This is a genomic window from Candidatus Erwinia haradaeae (assembly GCF_900698935.1).
Taxonomy (GTDB): Bacteria; Pseudomonadota; Gammaproteobacteria; order Enterobacterales; family Enterobacteriaceae; genus Erwinia_E; species Erwinia_E haradaeae_D.
On the sequence record NZ_LR217715.1, the window covers coordinates 190282 to 215210 of the forward strand.

The 24929-nt window shown below is 36.2% G+C and carries 12 protein-coding genes and 1 pseudogene; 9 read left to right on the plus strand and 4 right to left on the minus strand.

Translation table 11 applies throughout. From position 1 onward, the window contains the following. Nucleotides 1-218 precede the first annotated feature (218 nt). From trmB to pheT, 7 genes are all read left to right on the plus strand, one after another. Nucleotides 219-938 carry a tRNA (guanosine(46)-N7)-methyltransferase TrmB gene (gene trmB / locus ERCIKOCA2762_RS00595; RefSeq protein ID WP_415017156.1) on the plus strand — a complete coding sequence of 240 codons (720 nt, stop codon included), beginning with the start codon at nt 219-221 and terminating at the stop codon, nt 936-938. A gap of 397 nt (nt 939-1335) precedes the next feature. Continuing rightward, the gene (gene thrS / locus ERCIKOCA2762_RS00600; protein ID WP_157988299.1) at nt 1336-3255 is read left to right on the plus strand and encodes a threonine--tRNA ligase; all 1920 of its coding nucleotides are present in this window, start codon (nt 1336-1338) and stop codon (nt 3253-3255) included. A gap of 15 nt (nt 3256-3270) precedes the next feature. Continuing rightward, on the plus strand, nt 3271-3819 hold the full coding sequence (infC, locus tag ERCIKOCA2762_RS00605) for a translation initiation factor IF-3 (protein WP_157988760.1): 549 nt from the start codon (nt 3271-3273) through the stop codon (nt 3817-3819). A gap of 104 nt (nt 3820-3923) precedes the next feature. Next, the gene (rpmI, locus tag ERCIKOCA2762_RS00610) at nt 3924-4121 is read left to right on the plus strand and encodes a 50S ribosomal protein L35 (protein WP_157988300.1); all 198 of its coding nucleotides are present in this window, start codon (nt 3924-3926) and stop codon (nt 4119-4121) included. Between the two features lie 93 nt (nt 4122-4214). After that, a complete protein-coding gene (rplT, locus tag ERCIKOCA2762_RS00615) occupies nt 4215-4571 on the plus strand; it encodes a 50S ribosomal protein L20 (protein ID WP_157988301.1) in 357 nt (118 codons plus the stop codon). Nucleotides 4572-6011: 1440 nt separating this feature from the next. Further along, nucleotides 6012-6995: a phenylalanine--tRNA ligase subunit alpha gene (gene pheS, locus ERCIKOCA2762_RS00620; RefSeq protein WP_157988302.1), complete on the plus strand. Its 984-nt coding sequence runs from the start codon at nt 6012-6014 to the stop codon at nt 6993-6995. Between the two features lie 14 nt (nt 6996-7009). After that, nucleotides 7010-9403: a phenylalanine--tRNA ligase subunit beta gene (gene pheT, locus ERCIKOCA2762_RS00625; RefSeq protein WP_157988303.1), complete on the plus strand. Its 2394-nt coding sequence runs from the start codon at nt 7010-7012 to the stop codon at nt 9401-9403. 691 nt (nt 9404-10094) lie between these two features. On the opposite strand, the gene gltX is transcribed toward pheT, so the two are convergent. Next, the gene (gltX, locus tag ERCIKOCA2762_RS00630; RefSeq protein ID WP_157988304.1) at nt 10095-11513 is read right to left on the minus strand and encodes a glutamate--tRNA ligase; all 1419 of its coding nucleotides are present in this window, start codon (nt 11511-11513) and stop codon (nt 10095-10097) included. A gap of 313 nt (nt 11514-11826) precedes the next feature. On the opposite strand from gltX, the gene gyrA reads away from it, so the two are divergent. Beyond that, on the plus strand, nt 11827-14463 hold the full coding sequence (gene gyrA, locus ERCIKOCA2762_RS00635) for a DNA topoisomerase (ATP-hydrolyzing) subunit A (RefSeq protein WP_157988305.1): 2637 nt from the start codon (nt 11827-11829) through the stop codon (nt 14461-14463). A gap of 656 nt (nt 14464-15119) precedes the next feature. Here the strand turns inward: gyrA and guaA are convergent. Both guaA and guaB read right to left on the minus strand, forming a co-directional pair. Then, nucleotides 15120-16697, minus strand: a complete 1578-nt coding sequence (gene guaA / locus ERCIKOCA2762_RS00640; protein WP_462804103.1) for a glutamine-hydrolyzing GMP synthase — start codon at nt 16695-16697, stop codon at nt 15120-15122. Between the two features lie 131 nt (nt 16698-16828). Continuing rightward, on the minus strand, nt 16829-18295 hold the full coding sequence (gene guaB, locus ERCIKOCA2762_RS00645; protein WP_157988307.1) for an IMP dehydrogenase: 1467 nt from the start codon (nt 18293-18295) through the stop codon (nt 16829-16831). Nucleotides 18296-19487: 1192 nt separating this feature from the next. Here guaB and dnaX point away from each other — a divergent pair. Then, nucleotides 19488-20594 (plus strand): annotated as a pseudogene (dnaX, locus tag ERCIKOCA2762_RS00650) (DNA polymerase III subunit gamma/tau); the annotation flags it as partial. A gap of 1922 nt (nt 20595-22516) precedes the next feature. On the opposite strand, the gene htpG reads toward dnaX, so the two are convergent. After that, complete coding sequence (gene htpG / locus ERCIKOCA2762_RS00655; RefSeq protein WP_157988309.1) at nt 22517-24412, minus strand: molecular chaperone HtpG; 1896 nt, start codon at nt 24410-24412, stop codon at nt 22517-22519. Nucleotides 24413-24929 lie beyond the last annotated feature (517 nt).

Below are 24929 nucleotides of genomic sequence, written 5' to 3' on the forward strand. Positions count from 1 at the left end.
ATTTATGTATTTCTGTCGTTATAGCAGTATAGACATACTTACTACAAGTCTCATGAGTATAATGGGAGCGATATTTAGGGTGTCTTGTGACATATGATGTCTTTTTTACTGTAGCTCTTAAGGTTAATAAAAAGCTTTTTACATTTTTAAACATATTTGGTGTATTAGTAGAGAGTTGAAGTAATAATACTATATTATATATTATAGTGATAACAATAATTATGATCGATAATATCGAGAAACAGCTTTATAAAAAAGATTGCTCTATCCGTCGCGTTTTGAGTTTTATGCCTCGTCAGGGTCGTTGTACTCCCAGTCAAAAGAAAGCATTGGAAAGATTATGGCCTATAATGGGTGTTGAATACCAAAGAAAACCTATTGACTTTACTTTTTTATTTGGTTGTTCAGCGCCAGTTGTATTAGAGATTGGTTTTGGAATGGGTTCTTCTTTAGTAACTATGGCGGCTATGAATTCACATAGGAATTTTTTTGGTATTGAAGTTTATAAACCAGGTGTCGGAGCGTGTTTGGTAAAAGCACAGGAAGCTCAAGTAAGTAATCTCCGTATAGCATATCACGATGCAGTAGAAGTCTTAGATCTGATGGTGCCTTTAGACTCGCTTGATACGGTACAAATTTTTTTTCCGGACCCATGGCCGAAGAAACGCCATAATAAGCGTCGCATGATACAAAAGCCTTTCGTACAACTCATTTTACAAAAGCTTAAGTTAGGCGGTGTGTTACATATGGCAACGGATTGGAAAGATTACGCTCATGACATGCTTAGAGTAATGAATGCTATAGACGGTTATCAGAATCAGTCCATAGATAACACCTGGGTATCACGTCCAAAATTGAGACCATATACAAAATTTGAAAAAAGAGGAGAACTCTGTGGTCACGGAATATGGGATTTAATGTTTCAGCGTGTGAAGTAATCGCTGGATAGCATAATATTTTAGGATTTGTTTACATAAAAAATTCATGTTATTATATATAATTATAATGTAGTATCAAAAAAATTTATTTGCAATTTATTGAATGCAAGTCAAGTGGGATGTGAATTGGTTTTGTAATTTATCGGGGAAGATGTATTTCTTTTCTTTTTTGGTTTTTATAGTGCATTTCACGGAGCTCAGGGAGTATGATTTTTCTTTAGCCTCTTAATTTCCTTTATCAGCATACTCCATTTGTATATACAGTAAGATTGTATCTGATGATACACAGGAACAATATTATTAAAAATGAACATGAAGATAGTGCTGAAGCTCTATAAGTATAGATACTATAGCTCGCGTGAGTGTGTAAATAAAGATTGTAGTGTAAGGATGTCTCATGCCTGTAATAACCATTTTTAATGGAAGACAGAGATCATTTGATCAGCCTGTTAGCATTATGGATATCGTAATGGCCATGGCCCCAGAACTCGCAAAAAAATGTGTTGCGGGAAGGGTAAACCATAAGCTGCTTGATATATCTGATACAATTTCATCAGATGCTACCGTAGGTATTATCACTGTACAAGACCCAGATGGTATTAATATTGTTCGTCATTCTTGTGCTCACTTGTTAGGTCATGCTATTAAACAGATTTGGCCAGATACTAAAATGGCTATTGGTCCAGTTGTTGAATGTGGTTTCTATTATGATGTTGATATTCCTCATACACTTACGGAGGAGGATATTACGCTTCTTGAACAAAGAATGCATAATCTAGTGCAAAGTGGTTATGAGGTAATAAAAAAGAATGTCAGTTGGAAAGAGGCACATGATATTTTTACCGCAAGAGACGAAACATACAAAATTGCCATTCTAGAGGAGAACATTCTACCAACGCAGAGCCTAAGTGTATACATTCATCAGGAATATATTGATATGTGTCGTGGACCGCATGTGCCAAATATACGTTTTTGTAATAATTTTAAATTGCAAAAAATTTCTGGTGCATATTGGAGGGGCAACAGTCAGAATAAGATGTTACAGCGTATTTACGGTACTGCATGGGCAGAAAAGAAACAGTTAGTGAGTTATTTGGTAGCATTGCAAGCAGCAGCCAAGCGCGACCACCGTAAAATTGCTAAACAGCTTGATTTATATCATATGCAAGAAGAAGCGCCAGGCATGGTTTTTTGGCATCATGATGGGTGGAGTATTTTTCGTGAATTAGAAGCATTTGTGCGTAGTCGATTACAGGAGTATGATTATCAAGAAGTAAAAGGTCCATTGATCATGGATCGAGAATTATGGAGGAAAACGGGTCACTGGGATAACTATAAAGATGCAATGTTTACAACCTTTTCTGAGAACCGCGAGTATTGTATAAAACCAATGAATTGTCCTGGGCATGTGCAAATTTTCAATCAGAGCCAAAAATCTTATCGAGATCTTCCATTACGAATGGCTGAGTTTGGTAGTTGTCATCGTAATGAGTTATCCGGTGCGCTACATGGATTGATGCGCGTGCGTGGGTTCACCCAAGACGATGCCCATATTTTTTGTACAACAGAGCAGGTACACGACGAGGTAAATAGTTGTATTAAGATGTTATACGAGATGTATAACACATTTGGTTTTAAAAAAACTACGGTCAAGTTATCTACGAGACCAGAAAAATTCATCGGTAGCGTAAATCTCTGGGATCGTTCAGAATCTGATTTAGTGTCTGTACTAAAAGCAAACAAAATTCTATTTGAATATCAGCCGGGCGATGGTGCATTTTATGGTCCAAAAATTGAATTTACATTGTATGACTCCCTGGACAGGGCATGGCAATGTGGTACTATTCAATTAGATTTTGCATTACCAACTCGTTTAAATGCCTCGTATATAGCGGAGAACAATGAACGTAAAGTTCCTGTGATGATTCATCGTGCGATATTAGGTTCTATAGAACGGTTCATTGGAATTTTAACGGAAGAGTATGCGGGATTTTTTCCAACTTGGCTTGCACCACTACAAGTGGTGGTGCTTAATATTACACAGAGTCAAGAAAAATACGTTCAAGAATTTGCGCACACTTTAAAAAATATAGGTATTCGAGTCAAAGCAGACGTGCGAAATGAAAAAATCGGATTTAAAATCCGTGAATATACCTTACGTCGTGTGCCTTATCTTTTGATTTGTGGTGATAAAGAGATGACGACAGGAACAATATCTGTTCGTACACGGCGCGGTAAGAACTTAGGTTGTGTAAATGCTCAAGATTGGATGATGCAATTACAGGATGAAATCTGCAGGCGTCAGAACCTGCATTAATTGGAGGAGCATAGTATTAAAGGTGGAAAACGAGTTCAACTAGTACGCGCGAATCGTATTAATGGAGATATTCGTGCTACTGAAGTTCGTCTGACAGACATAGAAGGTGAACAGATTGGTATTGTCAGCCTAGATGAAGCTTTAGAAAAAGCGAAAGGGGCCGGCGTCGACCTTGTTGAGATTAGCCCAAATGCTGAACCGCCAGTCTGTCGTATTATGAACTATGGCAAGTTTCTTTATGAAAAGAATAAATCTTATAAGGAACAAAAGAAAAAACAAAAAGTCATGCAAGTTAAAGAAATTAAATTCCGTCCCGGTACTGATGATGGCGATTATCAGGTTAAGTTACGTAATTTGATGCGCTTTTTAGAAGATGGAAATAAAACTAAAATTACACTATGTTTCCGTGGTCGTGAAATGGCGCATCAGCAACTTGGGATGGAGGTTATCAATCGTGTACGCAAGGATTTATGCGAAGATAGAAATCTCGCTATTTTAGAATCTTTTCCTACAAAGATTGAAGGTCGTCAGATGGTAATGATTCTTGCGCCTAAAAAGAAATAGTAGGCAAGAAAGAGATAAACTTGCACATATCTCTAATAATATTAGAGAATAAATGTTTTTCATCAAATGCCGCCGTGGTTCATCATGCAAAGTGGAAATCGCACATGCCTAAGATTAAGACTATACGTAGCGCCGCAAAGCGCTTCAAAAAAACCGCCTCTGGTGGTTTTAAACATAAACAAACTAATTTACGTCATATTTTAACTAAAAAATCCACTAAGCGTAAACGTCATTTACGACCGAAAAATATGGTTTCTAAAAGTGATATAGGCTTAGTACATGCTTGTTTGCCTTACTCATAAGAAGCTTCAATGTCATACTTTACTCTATAATTATATTTGGAAATCATGATTTTAAAAAAGAGTATCATATTTTCTATATACAGGGGGAGATAAATGGCTCGTGTAAAACGTGGTGTAATTGCTCGTGCGCGTCATAAGAAAATTTTAAATCAAGCTAAAGGTTATTATGGATCTCGTTCGCGTGTGTATCGAGTTGCATGCCAAGCAGTTATAAAGGCTGGGCAATATGCTTATCGTGATCGTCGTCAGCGCAAACGTAATTTCCGTCGGATTTGGATTGTACGTATTAATGCTGCAGCTCGTAGATATGGAATGTCATATAGTATTTTTATGAATGGTCTGAAACAGGCTGCTATTAGCATAGATCGCAAAGTATTATCAGATATTGCTGTGTATGATAACGTAGCATTTAATGAATTAGTAACTAGGGCAAAATCAGCATTAGCTTAATCCACAAAAATATTAGTAGGATGATTTATCTGGTCTTCAATAGTACTGTGTCAGGAAATTATATTTCCTTATAGGAAATATGGTTATCTCCATTAATGTATAGTACAACCACTCATTGATTCTTATTTATATGGCACCTAAGTTTACCATTTTAAAATTATTAAGTAAGATAAGTAATGCATCAGCAAAGCGTCTTTTAATTCATGTCATGAAAATATGTATTACACAAAATTTTAAGAGTATTTTACACTAGTATGTATAATCTTTCTATGATAGTCAGAGGTATGGCATAGCAATGCACAATAGATTTCGTTCTACATAGGATTATTACTACACCGTTCTTCAGATGTCAATCCATGTGTATCGATCATGTTATATTTAACAAGGAAACAGCGGATTGTTAATATTATGTAGACTATTCTCTCATTATTAGGAAGATATAATTGTTTTTGTATGCACCACTTATTAGTGGCAATATTATGCATTCTTTAGATATTGCATGCTTTGATACTTGATTGTATGCAATATGTCATGAGTCATCCTTTATGTTTATATATGGCATCTAATATCTCGATAATAGACAGCGAATAAATATTGGTAATATTAATACATACAACCCCTTGAGGCATAAATATGAAGATATTTCCTGAAATACGTTTTCGATTGTTTGAGATTGAGTACACTATTATATAGTGACATGACTACAATAGAGTGATCTGATATGAGTGAAGGTGTGCAAGATACAATAGCTCAATCTAAAATAGATATGCAGAAGAATGCTAGAATAATATTATGCATAAGATGCACGTACGCTGTAATCTATGACCCATTGAGCATTCATAATAGATCTGCGTGCCACTACAAGTAGATAGGAGGGTGTGATTATGGAGATCCAAAGATCTTAAAGGGTGTTTAAGGGAGCTATTGTATTATAGCAATCTCTCTGTTTTATTTGATCAATTTGGATTGGCGCATAGTGTTATATAAATTGGATCCTATAATCTCTTATATTTGTCATAGGTCTACTAGGAAAGTTAGTAAGTATAACATTTTATATTGGAGCCTAGCTATCTGTCTGTTGGACTTGTATGGTCCAGACCATGGGTACAATATATAATATCTCAGGTACTAATATCCGGAGAATTAAGTCTATCTCTTATATTTTTCTGCTCAATAGGCGTTATAATACAATATTATGTAATTTCTTATGTGATTTCTATGTACTCTATTTTCTCGCTGCTAGAGTAATTGAGAAGCTTACGTATAGTGTTCGGGGTTAATCTTCGTTAAGTACAGGGGTCATATGAGAAAAAAGATATGATTGCATCAGCAGGAGAAGGTAATTATATATTTAAAATGATAGCGTATTTAAAATAATAGGCATCTGAAAATCGTAGCATATTACAGAGAGTTGACAAGGGCTGAATTAAAGAGGAAAACATGGTGTATCTTGCAGACTTGGTAGCCAGCGCACAACTTGCTATTAACAATGCTCAGGATTTTTCCGCATTAGATCAGGTACGTGTTGCATACCTAGGTAAAAAGGGGTATCTAACGTTCCAGATGACTGCTTTGCATGAGTTATCTATAGAAGAAAGGGCTATAGTAGGAGTCGAAATAAATAACGCTAAAAAACAAATTCAAAATGCACTAAAAATTCGAAAAAACCACCTAGAATACTTGGTGCTGAATGCACGGCTTGTAACAGAAAATATTGATATTTCACTACCGGGTCGACGCAGAGAAAATGGTGGGATACATCCCATCATACGAACTATAGAACGTATTGAAGCATTGTTTTGTAGGATTGGTTTTGTAGTCGTAACTGGTCCAGAAGTTGAAGATAACTATCATAATTTTGATGCACTGAATATGCCTCGATATCATCCAGCACGTAATAATCACGATACATTTTGGTTTGATAACGAGCGCTTATTACGTACTCAAACCTCTGTAGCACAAATTCGAACGATGAAAAAGCAGAAGCCACCTATTCGTATTATTGCACCTGGTCGCGTTTATCGTAATGACTATGATCATACTCATACGCCTATGTTTCATCAAATGGAAGGTCTTTTGGTAGATAAGAACATTAGTTTTGCTCACTTAAAAGGTACCATATTAGATTTTCTGAAAAGTTTCTTTGAAGATGATATAGATATACGTTTTCGGCCGTCTTATTTTCCGTTTACAGAACCTTCTGCTGAAGTTGATATTATGAGTGATAGCGGTAAGTGGTTAGAAGTGTTAGGTTGCGGACTGGTGCATCCTAATGTTATGTATACCGCTGGTATTGATCCTAATATTTATTCTGGATTTGCATTTGGTATAGGAATAGAGCGGCTGACTATGCTACGTCACGGTGTGAGTGATTTACGTTTGTTCTTTGAAAATGATTTGCGTTTTCTTAAACAGTTTAACTAAGGGCCAGTCAAAAAATGAAATTCAGTGAACACTGGCTGCGGGAATGGGTTAACCCTAATATGGAGAGCTTAGCTTTATGCAATACTATCGCTATGGCGGGTCTTGAAGTAAACCATATTGAACTAGTTTCTCCTCCTTTTCATGGAGTCATAACAGGTGAAGTTGTACAATGTGTAAAACATCCACTTACTGATAGATTGTATCTAACTACTGTCAATATAGGCATGGATCGTTCTCTTAGCATTATATGCGGTGCGTCCAATTGTCGACAAGGCATGAAAGTCGCTGTGGCGACAGTAGGAACTACCCTACCAAACCATGATGTTATTGCGGTCACTCTAATTCAAGGGGAGCGATCAGAAGGCATTTTGTGTTCATTCTCTGAGCTCGGGATCAAGATTGACCAAAAAGGCATTATAGAACTTCCGAGTGATACCACTATTGGTATAGATTTATATCAGCATTTAAAATTAAACGATAATATAATTGAAATTAGTGTAAGTCCAAATCGGGCAGATTGCCTGAGTATCATGGGTATAGCGCGTGATATCTCTGCAGTTACTGGAATCCCGCTATATGCAAAAGCGATATCACCTTTTAGAGTTAACATATCAGATCAAGTCTGTATTCATATTGACGTACCTCAAGAGTGTCCGCGTTATCTTGGACGTGCAGTCAGAGGAGTAAATATGCATATTCCTACTCCCTTATGGATGCAAGAAAGGCTAAGACGTTCTGGAATTTTTGCTGTTAATTCAGTCCTGGATATTGTGCACTATGTCCTATTAGAGTTAGGTCAACCTATGGATGTATTTGATCTTAAATATATTGCAGGAGACGTTACTATCCGTCACTCTCAAGAGGGTGAGGTGCTCTCTTTAATAGATAAGCAAGTGATCTTAGAGAAGAATACGCTAGTAATAGCCGATAAGAAAAAAATACTTGCACTAGCAGGTATTTGTAGCGCTCATGAGTCTAGTATTACTGCACAAACACAGAATATATTTCTGGGTGCTGCGTTTTTTCACCCATTGGATATTGCTGGATGTTCTCACCGTTATGGCTTACATACAGATGTGTCTCATCGCTTTGCCAGAGGAGTGGATCCAGAGCTATTATATCAAGCTATGGAGCGTACCACAGGTCTCTTATTGTTGATTTGTGGTGGATCGCCTGGTGCATTGATCGATTGTACTGACAAATATCGATTACCGTCACCAAACATTATTTTTCTTTCTCGTAGCTATTTACATCGTTGCATGGGGTGTCTGATACCAGATGATATCGTAATCGATATTCTACAACGGTTGGGATGTAATGTCAGTACTAGGTTATCTAAAAAACAATGGGAAGTAGTGACGCCTAGTTGGCGATTTGATCTTTCTATTGAAGTGGATTTAGTAGAAGAAATTATGCGTATTTATGGGTATCATAATATTCCTAATGTACTAGTACCAACGAGTTTATTTATAACTCAGAGTTCTGAAAAAAAATTTTCTCTTAAGCGTGCTAAGGAATTACTCATTGATAAAGGTTATCAGGAAGTCATTACTTATAGTTTTGTGAATCCAACCATCCAAACTTTGCTGCACCCAGGAACAGAAAGCCTAAAGCTTATTCGGCCAATCTCGTTAGAAATGTCAGTGATGCGTTTATCATTATGGAGTGGTTTATTAGGAGCGGTTATCTATAATCAAAATCGTCAACAATCACGTATTCGGTTTTTTGAAAGTGGTCTGTGTTTTATACCAGACAAAAAAGCACCGCTTGGTGTACGTCAAGAGTTAATGTTAGCAGGAGTCATAAGTGGTGATAGATACAATGTACACTGGGATCAAGTACAACGTGAGGTAGATTTCTATGATTTAAAAGGAGATATAGAGTCGCTTTTTGATCTGATGAATCAACTTGTAAACGTAGATTTTATTAGGATAGCCAATCCTGCACTACATCCTGGTCAGTGTGCGGGACTGTATATTAATAAAGATTATGTGGGATGTCTTGGAGTTATCCATCCAGCTATCGAATGTAAGTTAGGTTATAAAAGTCGTGTGATCTTGTTTGAATTATTATGGGAGAAAGTATCAGCTTTCACTTTATCTTGTGTTACTCCTATTGCTCGTTTTCCAGTGAATCATAGAGATATTTCTGTGGTTGTTGATGAGAGTATACCGGCAGGGGAGATTATTAAAGCATGCAAAGATATTGGGGAAAAACATAATATAATAGATGTGAATGTCGTTGATGTATATCGCGGGGGAAAAATTATTGAAGGTTTTAAGAGCTTAACTATTAGTGTCACCGTGCAAGGTACAAGTCAAACGCTAGAAGAGAAGGAAATTACTACTATTATTGATAGATGTATATTAGTTTTAAAAAATCGATTTAACGCTTCATTAAGGAGGTGATATGGTGGTCGTTATTAAAGCGATCATATCGCTTTGTATATTTAAAACAATTGGTTTAAAAAAGATATACTAACACATTAATACTTTTTTGTAGCGATGCGACACAATACTATTGAAAATAGTAAACTGGTTAGTTAAGGTATGAGTCTTCTAGATTTTTGCCGTTCGTTATAAAAGCACTTTGATAGCAACCCTCACATAGGTAAAAACTAAAAAACACTTCTCATTTGCTTAAAATATTTTAAACAGTTGAAAAATTTAGAAATCTTATTCAGGATGCTTGCATACATGATTGGAACATAACTCACATTGTATATCAATACATATAATTTTATTATTTACCAAAATATCACTTTTGTGAAGTTTTATGCACTCTTGATGATTTTGAGTATTTGGCTCTTATAGAGTCTTATATCAGTGAGGTATATTCTGTTTACCAGAAGAGTGGTAGCTGAAATCATCCTTATTCTTATGCTGAGCTTGAGTGAGCTAAAGTTATTATGCACTTAACTTTTATGCACTAATAATTAAATACGACAGATCAAAAGCTCAGGCGTAATAACCTTACATGCCAGACAATTGACACCATAGATGATGTCTGAGAAAGTAAGCAGAGAGCTCTAAAGAACCACCACTCTCTTTACTCCAGATTCTTGGAGACTTGTTTTTCGAATATAACATATCTGACGTATTAATAGTCGTGTTGTTGAATATACAACAGCGCTTTATTGATGCGTGTCAGACTGCGTTGTTGACCCACGGTGTAAATGGTTGCATCTAACGCAGGAGATTGTAGTGACCCAGTGATAGCAACGCGCAAAGGCATGGCTAGACTGCGAATACCACCTAATTGATCATTAGCGCTACTATGTATCGCCACCCGAACTTCCGGTAATGTCCAGTTGATTATCGATGCTAAATTAGTATAGACCACTCGTAATAATCGACGCGTAACATCTAAGTTTTCAAAAAAATATTTTTTCGCTGCCTCTAAGTCATAATCATTAAACTCTTCGTAGAAGAAGCGAGCTGTATCTGCTATTTCTTTTAATGTATGACAACGTTTGCCAAACAATGTGACTAAATCTTCTAGGCACGGACCATTTATAATATTAATATTGGCTTGCTCCATATGCCATTGAAGATTCTTAGCAATATATGTAGGTGGTAAAGAATTAATATATTTTTGATTGAGCCATTGTAGTTTTTTAAGGTTCATAGTGCTTGGAGATTTACTGATGGCTTCAAGTGTGAATAGGGTTTGCATTTCATTCATACTAAAGATTTCTTGATCACCATGAGACCACCCGAGCCGAAGCAAATAGTTCAGAAGCGCTTCAGGTAAATAACCTTCTTTTTTATACTGTGTGACTCTAATAGACCCGTGTCGCTTAGATAATTTTTTACCGTCAGAACCAAAAATCATAGATACATGTGCATAAGTAGGAATATGAGCTCTGAGTGCCTGAAGCAGATTGATTTGACGCGGGGTATTATTAATGTGATCGGCTCCACGTATTACATGAGTGATGTGCATGTCTAAATCATCAATCACCACACAAAAGTTATAAGTTGGAAGGCCATCAGAACGACAAATGATAAAATCATCTAATTCTTTATTGCTAAACTTAATCACACCATGTATTTGATCTTCAAAAATTACGAAACCTTCATCTGGATTACGAAAACGCACTACATATGCTGTATTTTTTATGTTATCTTCATTACGCTCTCGACAATGACCATCATAGTGTGGTTTTTGCCCAGTAGCCATCTGTTTTTTGCGTACAACGTCCAATCTTTTTTTTGAGCAATAGCATTTATAGGCACTATTGTCTCTCAGCATTTGATGAATGACCGCGTTATATCGTTCTAAACGTTTAGTTTGATAATATGGTCCTTCATCCCAATCAAGGTGCAGCCAACGCATATCATCCATAATTTCATCACTAATGTTTTTATGGGAGCGTTGTAAATCGGTATCTTCAATGCGTAGTACAAACTGACCGCCGTGACGACGGGCAAACAACCACGAATACAACGCAGTACGAGCACCACCAACATGCAAATTTCCAGTAGGGCTGGGTGAGAATCGAGTTTTAACTTTCATCTAAAAAACCTTGTGTTGTGAGGAATTCTATAGGTTTATAAACATGTTATATGAGCGTGATTTTTGTATATATGATGTAGTCTTTCACATTCTCTAACTTGAATTAAAGATATAACTGTTATGATGATAGTATTCATTATACGCCATACTTCAAATAATATATGTAATAGTCGATTTGATGTTTCTAGACATACGCCATATCCATTAATATATATCATTGATTAAGATAATGCTTATCATTCATCTAGTTTGCTAATGTGATATACTATACTACTTTACATATAGGATTAATACAGAAAGGGAAAGTTCCTACATGAATGACCTTATCCGTGCAATTACATCGGTTGATATTGCAGAAGAATTAAAGAAATCGTATCTAGATTATGCTATGTCGGTGATCATTGGGAGGGCGTTGCCAGATGTCCGTGATGGTTTAAAGCCTGTACACCGTCGTGTTCTTTATGCTATGAATATACTTGGTAATGATTGGAACAAAGCCTATAAAAAATCTGCGCGTGTTGTGGGTGATGTGATTGGTAAATATCACCCGCATGGTGATTCTGCTGTATATGATACAATTGTCCGTATGGCGCAGTCGTTTTCTTTGCGTTACACTCTAGTAGATGGGCAGGGTAATTTTGGTTCTGTTGATGGGGACTCTGCTGCAGCAATGCGTTATACTGAAGTGCGTATGTCTAAAATGGCTCATGAACTTCTAGCAGATCTTGAAAAAGAAACAGTAGATTTTGTACAAAACTATGACAGTACAGAAAGTATTCCTGTGGTCATGCCTGCGCGTATACCGAATCTATTGATTAATGGTGCTTCAGGCATTGCTGTTGGTATGGCGACAAATATCCCGCCGCATAATTTAACTGAAGTTATTAATGGTTGTTTAGCGTATATTGCAAACGAAGATATTACTGCTGCAGAATTAATGGAGTATATTCCAGGTCCAGATTTTCCAACATCTGCGATTATTCATGGACAGAACGGGATTCATGAAGCTTATCATACCGGTCGTGGAAAAATTTATATTCGAGCTCGCTCTAGAGTAGAGGTAAATCTTAAGAGTAAACGGGAAAGTATTATTGTATATGAGATTCCCTATCAAGTCAATAAATCACATTTGATTGAAAAGATTGCTGAATTACTTAAAGATAAACGTTTAGAGGGTATTAGCGCATTACGAGATGAGTCTGACAAAGATGGTATGCGCATTGTCATAGAAGTTAAACGTGATGCAGTAAGTGAGGTGGTTTTAAATAATCTTTATTCTTTAACACCGATGCAAACTTCTTTTTGTATTAATATGGTTGCTTTGCATGATGGTAAACCACAGGTGATGTCACTTAAGGATATCTTAGCAGCCTTTGTATGCCATCGTCGTGAAGTGATTACACGTCGCACTACTTTTGAATTACGTCACGCCCGTCATCGCGTTCATATTCTTGAGGCGCTGGCTTTAGCGTTAGCAAATATTGATACTATGATTCATTTAATCAGATCTGCGTCTACACCAGCAGAAGCGAAAGAAAAGCTTATGAGTAACACATGGACAATCGGTAATGGGTCTATAATGCTAGATTCTTCCGGTGTTTCTCTAGCCAGTACTCAATTACGAGAAGCGCAACATTATCTGGCATCTGGTAAGCATTCTCTGACTGCTCATCAAGCCCAAGCGATTCTAGATTTACGTTTACAGAAAATAACTGGACTTGAGCATGTAAAATTACTTGAAGAATATGTAGGTCTTGTAGACCAAATTGAGAAGCTAGTATTTATTTTAAATAGCTCAACGCGATTGATTGAGGTGATGCGAGAAGAGCTTGAATTAATTCGAGATCAATTTGGCGATAAACGTCGTACTGAAATTACCACTAATAGCGCTAATATCAATATTGATGACCTTGTGCATCAAGAAGATGTAGTAGTTACTTTATCGTATCAGGGATATATTAAATATCAGCCACTTGTGGCCTATGAAGCTCAACGTAGGGGTGGAAAAGGAAAATCTGCGGCAGGTATTAAGGAAGAAGATTTCATAGATCGTCTTTTAGTGGCTAATACACATGATACTATCTTGTGCTTTTCTAGTCGCGGTCGTTTATACTGGATAAGAGTTTATCAATTACCGGAAGCAAGTCGTATTGCTCGAGGTCGTCCGATTGTGAATCTTCTTCGACTAGAATGTCATGAGCGCATAACTGCTCTATTACCAGTTCGCGTGTATGCTCGCGGTTGGAATATCTTTATGGCCACCGCTAGTGGAACAGTAAAAAAATTAGCACTCACTGAGTTTAGCAGACCTCGTAGTGCTGGAATTATTGCTGTAAATCTGCGTGCAGACGATGAGCTAATTGGTGTATCTCTAACTAATGGAAGCGATGATGTAATGTTGTTTTCTGCCTGTGGAAAAGTAGTACGTTTTTCTGAGATAGAAGTGCGTACTATGGGTCGTACTGCTTCTGGAGTACGAGGTATAAAGTTATCTAAAGGGGATAGAGTGGTATCTTTAATTATCCCACGTGATAATTGTGCTATTATGACCGTAACCCAACATGGGTATGGAAAGCGTACAAAAAACATTAAATATCCCTTGAAATCACGTGCTACACAGGGGGTGATTTCTATTAAGGTTACAAAAAGAAATGGATTAGTCATTGGCGCCGTGCAGGTAATGGAAGGCGACCAAATTATTATGATTACTGATGCAGGTACTTTAGTGCGTACCCGAGTATCTGAGGTTAGCATGATTGGTCGTAATACACATGGCGTAATTTTGATTCGTACGGCTGCCAATGAAAATGTAGTAGCGTTACAGAGGGTAATTGAGCCCATTAGAGGAGAAGAACTCGGTGTTCTGAAAGTTCTTGCGACGCATAGCACAGATAGTATTGCGTTAACTAGCCGTCCAGAAAATGTTTTATTAGCAGATAAGGATGACTAATCTGTGGAGAGTATGAGTATTTCATTGATCTGAAAAACTATTATTTAGCTATGTATTTATCTGTTGTACCCCTACTATTATAAAGTAGTATGAAAGTTTATCATGCTGTGCTATACGATATGAGCTCTATGCAATATTTCTGATTGAATGGGGATTTGTATCGTGAGTATTATATGTAAGATATTGAAAAGAATTTTATGTGTTGTAGTTGTTGAATCAAGAGTATATAGGTGATTCCTATACCAACAGTATGTTTTCTAGTTGATAAAAAGAACCCTTGCATTATTTTAAGTATCTAGTATGTATGAAAAGGTACACTGAGAGCATGAACTGCATTGAGAGAGAACAGAGGATAAGTAAAGTGAATTTAAATTAAGAGAGATAAAAAAATAAAATACGTATACGATTATGATTGATATAAGTTATATATATGTTTAGAGTATATGGTTATCGGTAGGATTTTTATCTATATTCCATTCTCTTTCAAAAACAATATTTTGTTGTTTTAAAAGTATATCTATGTTCATAATACATCATATTTCATATGTTAAAGATATTAAATTGATTGATATGGAATATACACGAAACATCTTTTGTGCATTACCAGATGTGAAAATGATTTCAAAGAATTTTCTTTTCCTTATTTATAGGTAAGATTATTCCCATTCGATGGTTGCTGGTGGTTTATTGGAGATGTCATATACCACTCTAGATATACCTTTAATTTCATTCATAATACGAGTAGACACACAAGTGAGAAATTCATACGATAGATTTGCCCACTTTGCTGTCATAAAGTCAGTAGTTTCTACCGCTCTAATCGCTATCACCCAGTCATAGTTCCGTCTATCACCCATGACGCTAACAGCGTGAATGGGAAGAAAAACAGTAAATGCTTGGTTTACTTTATGATATAAGTTAGCTCTGTGCAATTCTTCAATTAAGATAGCATCAGCGCATCGTAATAGTTCACAATATTCTTGTTTAATTTCCCCCAAAATTCGTATGCCTAGTCCTGGGCCAGGAAACGGGTGTTTGTATATCGCAGTATGCGGTAAACCTAATTGTATTCCGATTTTCCGTACTTCGTCTTTAAAGAGCTGCTTAAGTGGCTCTACCACACGTAATTTCATGTATTTTGGCAGACCACCAACATTATGATGTGATTTGATTACGTGTGCTGGTGCAATAGATGACATTCCAGATTCAATTATATCAGGATAAATTGTCCCCTGTGCTAACCATGTGATGTTATGTAACTTAGAAGCTTCCTCTTCAAATATGTCAATAAAGACACGACCAATGATTTTACGTTTTTCTTCGGGTTCGTGTATTTTAACTAAAGCGCTTAAGAAGCGCTGTTTTGCTTTTACGTAAATTATATTAAAGCCTAAACAATGAGAGAACATATTGAGCGCTGCATTAGCCTCATTGAGGCGTAGGAGTCCATTATCAATAAATACGCATTTTAAGCGATCACCAATAGCGCGGTGAAGTAATATTGCGGTAACTAAAGAATCTATACCACCAGATAGCCCAAGAATAACTGTATCATTTCCTATTTTTTGGTGTAAATACTGAATAGTATTATCAATGATATTTACTGCAGTCCATAGCGTCTCACATCGGCAAATGTCTCGCGCAAATCGTTCCAGTAAGAGAAAACCATGAGGTGTGTGTGTAACTTCTGGATGAAATTGCACACCGTAGAAGCGTTTTTTTTCATTCACCATAATAGCAATAGGACACTTTTCAGTGCTGCCTATGGTAATAAAATCAGGCGGAATGTCAGTAACATTATCACAGTGGCTCATCCATACCTCTAGAGTTTGTTGCTGATCCGTTGGGATATTATTGTTTTTCGGACAAAAAAGTGAGCTTTGCTCTAAAATCATGACTTTAGCGTAGCCAAATTCACGTTGACTGCTACTGTTTACTTTACCGCCTAGTTGTATGGCCATAATTTGCATACCGTAGCATATGCCAAGAATTGGTACGCCGGCGTCAAAGATATAGTTAGATGCACGTGGGCTAGTGGTGCTAGTACTATTTTCTGGACCTCCAGAAAGGATAATGCCATTGGGGTGAAAATCTTTAATTTGTTGTTCTGTTGCATGCCATGATGCTAACTCACAATATATCCCGATTTCCCGTATACGTCGCGCAAGTAGCTGAGTATATTGTGAGCCAAAATCAAGTATAAGAATACGTTTCTGATAAATATTTTTTTGTATCATGGGTGTTTTTCCAGAGCGATATGCAATAGAATGTTATGGTATAATCTGTAATGGTGTTCCAATAATGATAAATACATTCATATACCACTATATAGTATAACTAGATTAATATAAGAAGAAAGCACTTATTATGCACTCACATGGTAGTTTGGAGGTTCTTTTGTAATAGTAATATTGTGCACGTGGCTTTCTGTAATACCCGCTCCGCTAATTCTCACAAACATGGCTATTGTGCGTAATTCTTCAATAGTTGCACAACCAGTAAGCCCCATACAGGATCGTAAACCTCCCATTTGCTGATATATAATCTCTTTGAGACGCCCCTTATATGCTACGCGTCCTTCAATACCTTCTGGTACTAGTTTATGTGTGGTATTATCAGTTTGGAAATAACGATCAGCCGAACCTTTAGTCATAGCACCTAAGGAACCCATGCCGCGATAGGACTTAAATGAACGTCCTTGATATAGTTCAATTTCACCTGGTGATTCTTTGCTTCCAGCAAGCATGGAGCCTACCATAACTGCTGTTGCGCCAGCAGCAATAGCTTTGGCAATATCTCCAGAAAATCGAATGCCACCGTCAGCAATAATGGGAATGCCAGAACCTTCTAGAGCAGAAGCGGCATCTGACACTGCAGTAATTTGAGGGACACCCACGCCTGTGACAATGCGGGTAGTACAAATCGATCCCGGACCAATACCAACTTTAACTGCATTGACACCTGCTTCAGCTAATGCAAGTGCGCCGGCACCGGTTGCTACATTACCACCTACAATTTGTAGATTTGGATATTTTTCACGGGTAGCACGAATTCGTTGCAGAACCCCTTCAGAATGACCATGTGAAGAATCAATAAGTAGAACATCAACACCAGCAGCAACGAGCATATCAATGCGCTGTGCGTTCCCTGCGCTGACACCTACAGCGGCTCCAACACGTAGGCGTCCATGTTCATCTTTACAAGCATACGGCTTACGTTCTGCTTTTTGAAAATCTTTAACGGTTATCATACCTAGTAAGTGAAAATTTTTATCTACCACCAAGGCTTTTTCAACCCGTTTTTCGTGCATTTTTTGTAGGACCACCGCACGAGCTTCCCCTTCTTTTACAGTGACTAAGCGTTCTTTTGGTGTCATGACGGCAGATACTGGAAGATTGAGATCAGTTACAAACCGCACGTCTCTTCCAGTAATAATGCCATCTAGCTGATGGTATTTGTTGACCACAGGATAGCCCGCAAAACCATTGCGCTCAGTCAAGGTTTTGACTGCGCTTAAAGAAGTAGTCGATAACACCGTTTGCGGATCAGTAACTACTCCGCTTTCATACTTTTTTACCTTACGCACCTCTTCAGCTTGCTCTTCAATAGACATACTTTTGTGAATAAATCCCAGTCCTCCTTCTTGTGCAATAGCGATCGCTAGATTAGATTCAGTGACAGTGTCCATTGCCGCTGAGACAATAGGAATATTTAAACGTATTTTTTTGGTGAGAAAAGTGGTTAAGTTAGCTGTATCTGGGAGAACGGAAGAATAAGCTGGAACAAGTAGAACATCGTCAAATGTCAGGGTTTCTTTAGCGATTCTGAGCATAGCAATATCTCAATCTAAAAGTGAATAAAAACATATAAATATTGCTATAGTATTCTACATGTCATACTAGATTTTCTCTAGTTTTTTATGTAAAACTCTTGAGTTTTTATGCTAGTTTGTTCCTGTATTGATGATTAACCACATATTTTAATGGTAAGCATCAATCTTTATGGTGAAAAATTTTTCTTAATATTTTTGTATTAACTCAATATGGAATATATGTCTATGTCTTACATTTAAAGCCTTATTCGACTATGACTCAACGCACCATCTTGATATTATAGATGTATCTAATTTTATGTACTCATGTTACTTGTTGTTTGCTCTTTATGTCTTTTTTGGATTGTCTAACTTTGCTAATTGTGCATGCTGTGAATATATATGTTATAGTACATTACTATAATTAGTGATAGACGCATCAACACTCTTGTAGGACTAGTATGTGATATAGTGTTATATAAATAATATGTGTGCTAACAGTAATAGTATTGAGCAACTTTCCATTTATTGATTAGTATCATCACAGTCTGTCTATAGATTGATGTCTGTTCAAAATAATGTGTTTGCAGCGCAACCTAATGCAGTCAGGAGCAATAGATATTATAAGTCTGAGTTAATACAACTGAATCCGTCTATAGTGTTTTGTGTTTACAGAAGAATGATAAAAGTTAAGTGGCTATATGAGCTTACTTTTAGGATGAACGCTGCAGCTTCGCGCATACATATCATACAGATCACATTATCGGATACAAAAGGTTATGGCATCATAATTTTATCAAAAAGACATGTATATCTTTAATATTATTATTGTATTCTCTACATCGGTTATTGTAATAAATATACGTCACTGAGATACGAATTTATATAGCATATATACATTAATCACTCTGTTTTATTACATTGGATAATGTATAGTTCTAACAATGTGAGTGTATAGTGTGCTATTGTCTGTTTACTCTTATCCAATAAGACTGGCTGTTAATAGTAAATAACAATCAAAACAACGCAAAAATAATATTAACATACTGTATGTTGTGAGCGATAGGACGTGAGCCATCAATTAATATTAATGCATATACAGTGCTTTAGGATAATTTTAGTCAAATAATATAAAGACATTTTCATATGATAAAATTTATTATCGCATGTGTCAATAGTGCGCAAGACTATTTTTAGTAGATGATTAAACGTTATGAGTTATCAGGTATTAGCCCGTAAGTGGCGCCCACAATCTTTTACTGATGTAGTGGGACAAAAACATGTATTAATTGCATTAGAAAACGCATTGTCTATGGGGCGCATACACCATGCGTATTTATTTTCTGGAAGCAGCGGTATTGGAAAAACTACCATTGCGCGTCTTTTGGCTAAGGCTTTAAACTGTGAAATGAGAATAACTGCGAATCCTTGCGGTAAATGCGATCAATGTCATGCTATTGCCGTAGGTTGTTGTATGGATTTTATCGAAATTGACGCTGCTTCTCGAACAAAGGTAGAGGATATTCGGGAGCTATTAGATAATATTCAATATACTCCATCTAGTGGTCGCTTTAAAATATATTTAATTGATGAAGTGCATATGCTATCCCGGCATAGTTTTAACGTATTGTTGAAAACCTTAGAAGAACCACCACAGCATGTAAAATTTATTTTAGCCACTACCGATCCTAACAAACTTCCCATCACTATTTTATCACGTTGTTTACAATTTCATTTAAAAGTCCTAAGTCAAGATCAGATTAATAGTACCTTGAACCATATTTTACGGGTTGAATCTATTAGCGCAGACACTCGCGCAACACAGCTATTAGCGTGCGCAGCCAATGGTAATATGCGCGATGCACTAAGCTTAACTGATCAAGCGATTGTTATTGGTAAAGGATGTATTACTATTGATAGCGTAAAGTATATGATGGGATCATTAGATGAAGAACAACCCATGGCTCTAATAGAAGCTTTAGTTAATGCTAATGGAGCGCGAGTCATGGAATTAGTGCATGAATTTGTAATCCGTGGTAGCAATTTAGAGATATTGTTAATTGAATTGCTGCAATTGTTGCATCGCATAGCTATCATGCAACTCTTGCCTTCTACAATTAGTGCTGGTCATACAGCACTTTCTAATCGATTGCAGCAATTAGCTGACATATTGTCACCTTCTGATATCCAACTTTACTATCAAATTATCTTAGTTGGCAGAAAGGAGTTACCCTTTGCCCCAAATAGACGTATGGGGGTAGAAATGACCCTATTGCGCGCATTGGCTTTTCAACCCAAAGAGATCATAACGACACCAATAATAGATACTGTCTTCCAGGAGATGCCATCTGCTGAATAAGTGTGCCTAAGAATAGTTAAGGTTGTTGAATTATAGAGACGCGTATGTTGTAGTAACCCATCCTAATAATCGTGAATACATACTTAAAATATTTCTTGAATATATAGTATTCAGATAATGGGGGTAATCATAATGTAGTTATAAAGTTATATAATTATAAATTATGACTTTTTAGTTTTTAAATAAATGAGTGAATGATAACCAATAGTGTAGGTATTAATAGCAATGTGTCTTGAGCATTAAAGAAAATAAATAGTGATTCAAATCAGCAGTATGTTTAATACACTGTAAGAGTAGTACATAGAGTCACAGAGTATGTGTCATGTAGCCATCGCATATACATTCTAGATATACTTCAATGTGAAAAAAATCTGTTGTTTCTGCAAAAAATTAAGAAATAATAGCAAATAGGTGTTTTATAAAATAAGATTTATCATATTGCTATATTTTCTGCACTAGTATTAGGTTAGAAAAACAATTTTCGCGTTTGCCAATCAAATATTGAAAAATGATATTTACCATTTTGATCTATAAGAAGTAATATCAACATATTTAAGGTTTATCAGACATAAAGTAAAGTAGTGCATCACTTGATTAACCACTCCACTATCATTCAGAGTATTGACGGATAACACCTCGTATTAAATAACATAGATAATATGGTAATATAAAATGCATGCGGAGAGGTCAGAATAAGCACATTAATATATTATGATAGGTGCGTATGCACAGACGTGATGTTATTGTTTGAGTATAAAATGGTTGAAGATAGTATTCTACTGCTGGATAAAAGAGAAGATTATGATTTATTTTTTTATTAAAATTACGCTATTATTCTATATAGCTCACCTATTTTTATCATAAAATCACAGATAAGGTAGAAAAAGTTCTTGTTTTATTTTATAAGATTCTTGCTCTGGTACTATTTTCTCTGATAGCTGAGAGTTTGAGCTTTGCATTTTTTAAAAAAATAAGAAAAGCTAAAAGCTGCAAAAATATTTAGCATATATATATTGTCAGGTAAGTAGGTAACCACCCTATGTGCGATAATAGATAATTTTACTGCTATCATCGTGCAAATCACACTTAAATCTGGAGCTTTTATGTTTTAAAGTTATGGATATGATAATTTACTAAAACATATATAGGACTAGAGATGTTAAGATTAGATAAACTTCTATTTTTACCAACTGTGGCTCAGTGTGTTAAATGATTGAATATATTTCACGTATAGTATTAAATGACCATCGGATAATCGGTTGTATATGAAATGCAATAGACTACATATAGTATATGCAGAGCATAGATCGTTGTATATTATTTTTTAAATGATATAGATAATGCTTACGTCTGATATGATATGGCGACTGGGTAGTCATCATTTATTTTTTTACATGTTTTTCCCTTGTAAACCCAATGCAGATTTGCATTTCAATATAGAAATAAAAAATCTTTCTTAGACTGACTTTTAGTACAAGCAGTCAATTCTGCAGACAGAAAATAGTTTTATACCGAAGTAATGATTACCATTACACTTGCATTAATAATAAAATAGATGAAGAAATTACTGCTAGTTTTCTGTTTTTTAGGAATTTTTCCTAGTATATGTATGAGGAAAGCTATATTTCCCTACTGAATAATTATGTAGTTTTTGATAAAAGACTTTTTATACGAGTATAGGTCAGCTGGTCCAGTATTTGATGTACTGTGTCTTTCTATGAATTTTGGTCTAGTAGATTACATGTATAAAAATACATTACGACTAGCAAAAAGTAAAAGAGAATTTAACTATTACATAGTAATGCCACCAGTGACATTACTATGTAATAGTTCACCGGTGGTGATCTCTTAATGTGAGTTTTACGAAATCATGTATATTAGCCTCAACTAGAAGATATGCTTGGATTCTCTATATGAGATTGTAGTAGCATGCGGTTCAGTCGCTGGATAAATTGATGAGGATTCTCTAGAGTGCCTGTGGCAGCAAAAAGAGCTTCAGATAGGAATAATTCAATCCAATCTGCAAATTCTGCATCATCCTTTGTATCAGCCGCGCGTTTCACCAATACATGATCTGGGTTGATTTCAAATAAATAGTTAATTTCTGGTACTTCCTGACCTGTTGCAGAAAATAGTTTAGCCATCTGGGTGCTCATATCATTCACATCAGTTGTAACGATAGCTGGTGTATCACATAAACGATGCGTGAGGTTTACGTCCTTGACACGTGTACCCAGCAATGCTTTAACTCGATGTACAAATGGCTCAAGAGCCTGTTCGGTTTGTTTTTGTATTTCTGCGGTTGTGTCTGCTAGTTGATTGAGTGTAGTATCTGCGGTGCTTACTGATTGGAATTTTTTACCCTCAAATTCAGTAATATGACTCATCATCCACTCGTCAATACGGTCAGAAAGGAGTAATACTTCAATAGATTTTTTATGAAACATCTCTAGGTATGGGCTATTTTTTGCTGCCAGGTAGCTGTCAGCTGTGATGTAGTAAATTTTCTCCTGATTTTCTTTCATTCTCTGTGTATAATCTACTAATGATACTGTTTGTAGTGCATCTTGACACACAGTAGAAGAAAAACGTAGTAAGTTAATAATAGTGTTTATGTTACCTCTATCTTCTGCAGGCCCTTCTTTAAGAACTCGTCCAAACTGCTTCCAGAAAGTTTTATATTTTTCTGGATCATTTTTTGCCACTGTTTCAAGCATTTGTAATGAACGTTTAATTAGCGCTACACGTAAAGTTTGAGTAATATGATTTGTTTGTAGTATTTCGCGTGAAATGTTTAACGGCAAATTATTTGAGTCGATAACTCCTTTAATAAATCGCAAGTAATTTGGCAAAAACTGTTCGGCATCGTCCATGATAAAAACACGCTGTACGTATAGTTTTAGACCATGTTTATGTTCACGATTCCACATATCCCATGGTGCTTGAGTAGGTACGTAGAGCAGACTAGTATACTCTTGTTTGCCTTCTACTCGGTTGTGACTCCAGGTTAATGGATCAGACTGATCGTGGGAAAGGTGTTTATAGAATTCTTTATATTCATCCTCTGTAATATCGGATTTATTGCGCGTCCACAGCGCTTGAGCTTTATTAATTTGTTCCCATGAGGTGGTGTCATCTTTTTCATTATAGGTTTGAATTTCTACTGGTAGAGAAAGATGCTCGGAGTATTTGCTAACAATACTGCGAATATGCCACGGATCCAAAAATACATCTTCGTCATCACGTAGATGAAGGATGATCTCGGTACCTCTCTGATCCTTTTCAATGTCAGTAATAGTATATTCGCCTTCCCCAGAAGATTGCCATGATACACCCGAATTATCAGGTGATGTAACAGAACGCGTACGTACTTCAACTTTATCGGATACAATAAATGCTGAGTAGAAACCAACGCCAAATTGACCTATGAGTTGACTATTTTTAGCTTGATCTGACCCAAGTGACGATATGAACGACTTAGTCCCTGATCTTGCGATAGTCCCTAAATTGTCAATCACCTCATCGCGCGTCATGCCGATGCCGTTATCACTAATCATGAGAGTGCGACATTCTTTATCAATTGATATCCGTACGCACAGATTTCCATGATCCATGTTTGAAGTGGATAATGCCTGAAAACGTAATTTTTCAGCAGCATCGGACGCATTAGAAATTAGTTCGCGTAAAAAGATTTCTTTATTTGAATAAAGGGAGTGTATCATTAATTTCAGAAGTTCTTTGACTTCTGACTGAAAGTGAAGTGTTTCCTGTCCTTTCATGGTTATCTCTGCCTCGTATTGTGTGGTGCTGCATGTTGTTTGTTTGGCAATTAGGTTTTTGATCTAACATAAAAAAATTTTCATGACTGAATAGCATTTTCATTGTGGTGAAAAATTAGATTTAAAAATCAAGGACGACAGTCATATCAATTATAAATAATCATACCATATTGTGACTGTGTGTTTTATATATCTAGCAAGGTGAATTCTTTATTCTTTTGTAGAACTTTCGTATTCACAGGTTTATACGCGTAGATTAGATACTAGAATTTGGATGCATTCACACTTCCACTGCTGCGAATCATCTTTTGTCTATGTATACCACTGGGCTATCAGTGGTGATTGAAAGATGCAAGATAGTCATATGGTATATTTTCCTTGTCAATGATTCGATACAATTGCAGAAGCGCTGAGTCTTGAGTTTAAAATATGATCTCTTTGAGGAGGTATGTATAATGTAGAAGCACATAGTATTAAACACAACTAAGAAATACAATGATGTGATCATGTTGATATT

What these genes read in the sequence shown, in the direction of transcription:
- thrS (WP_157988299.1), top strand. Translation starts at nt 1,336, where the DNA reads ATGCCTGTAATAACCATTTTTAATGGAAGACAGAGATCATTTGATCAG.
- rpmI (WP_157988300.1), top strand. Translation starts at nt 3,924, where the DNA reads ATGCCTAAGATTAAGACTATACGTAGCGCCGCAAAGCGCTTCAAAAAA.
- rplT (WP_157988301.1), top strand. Translation starts at nt 4,215, where the DNA reads ATGGCTCGTGTAAAACGTGGTGTAATTGCTCGTGCGCGTCATAAGAAA.
- pheS (WP_157988302.1), top strand. Translation starts at nt 6,012, where the DNA reads ATGGTGTATCTTGCAGACTTGGTAGCCAGCGCACAACTTGCTATTAAC.
- pheT (WP_157988303.1), top strand. Translation starts at nt 7,010, where the DNA reads ATGAAATTCAGTGAACACTGGCTGCGGGAATGGGTTAACCCTAATATG.
- gltX (WP_157988304.1), bottom strand. Translation starts at nt 11,513, where the DNA reads ATGAAAGTTAAAACTCGATTCTCACCCAGCCCTACTGGAAATTTGCAT.
- gyrA (WP_157988305.1), top strand. Translation starts at nt 11,827, where the DNA reads ATGAATGACCTTATCCGTGCAATTACATCGGTTGATATTGCAGAAGAA.
- guaB (WP_157988307.1), bottom strand. Translation starts at nt 18,295, where the DNA reads ATGCTCAGAATCGCTAAAGAAACCCTGACATTTGACGATGTTCTACTT.
- htpG (WP_157988309.1), bottom strand. Translation starts at nt 24,412, where the DNA reads ATGAAAGGACAGGAAACACTTCACTTTCAGTCAGAAGTCAAAGAACTT.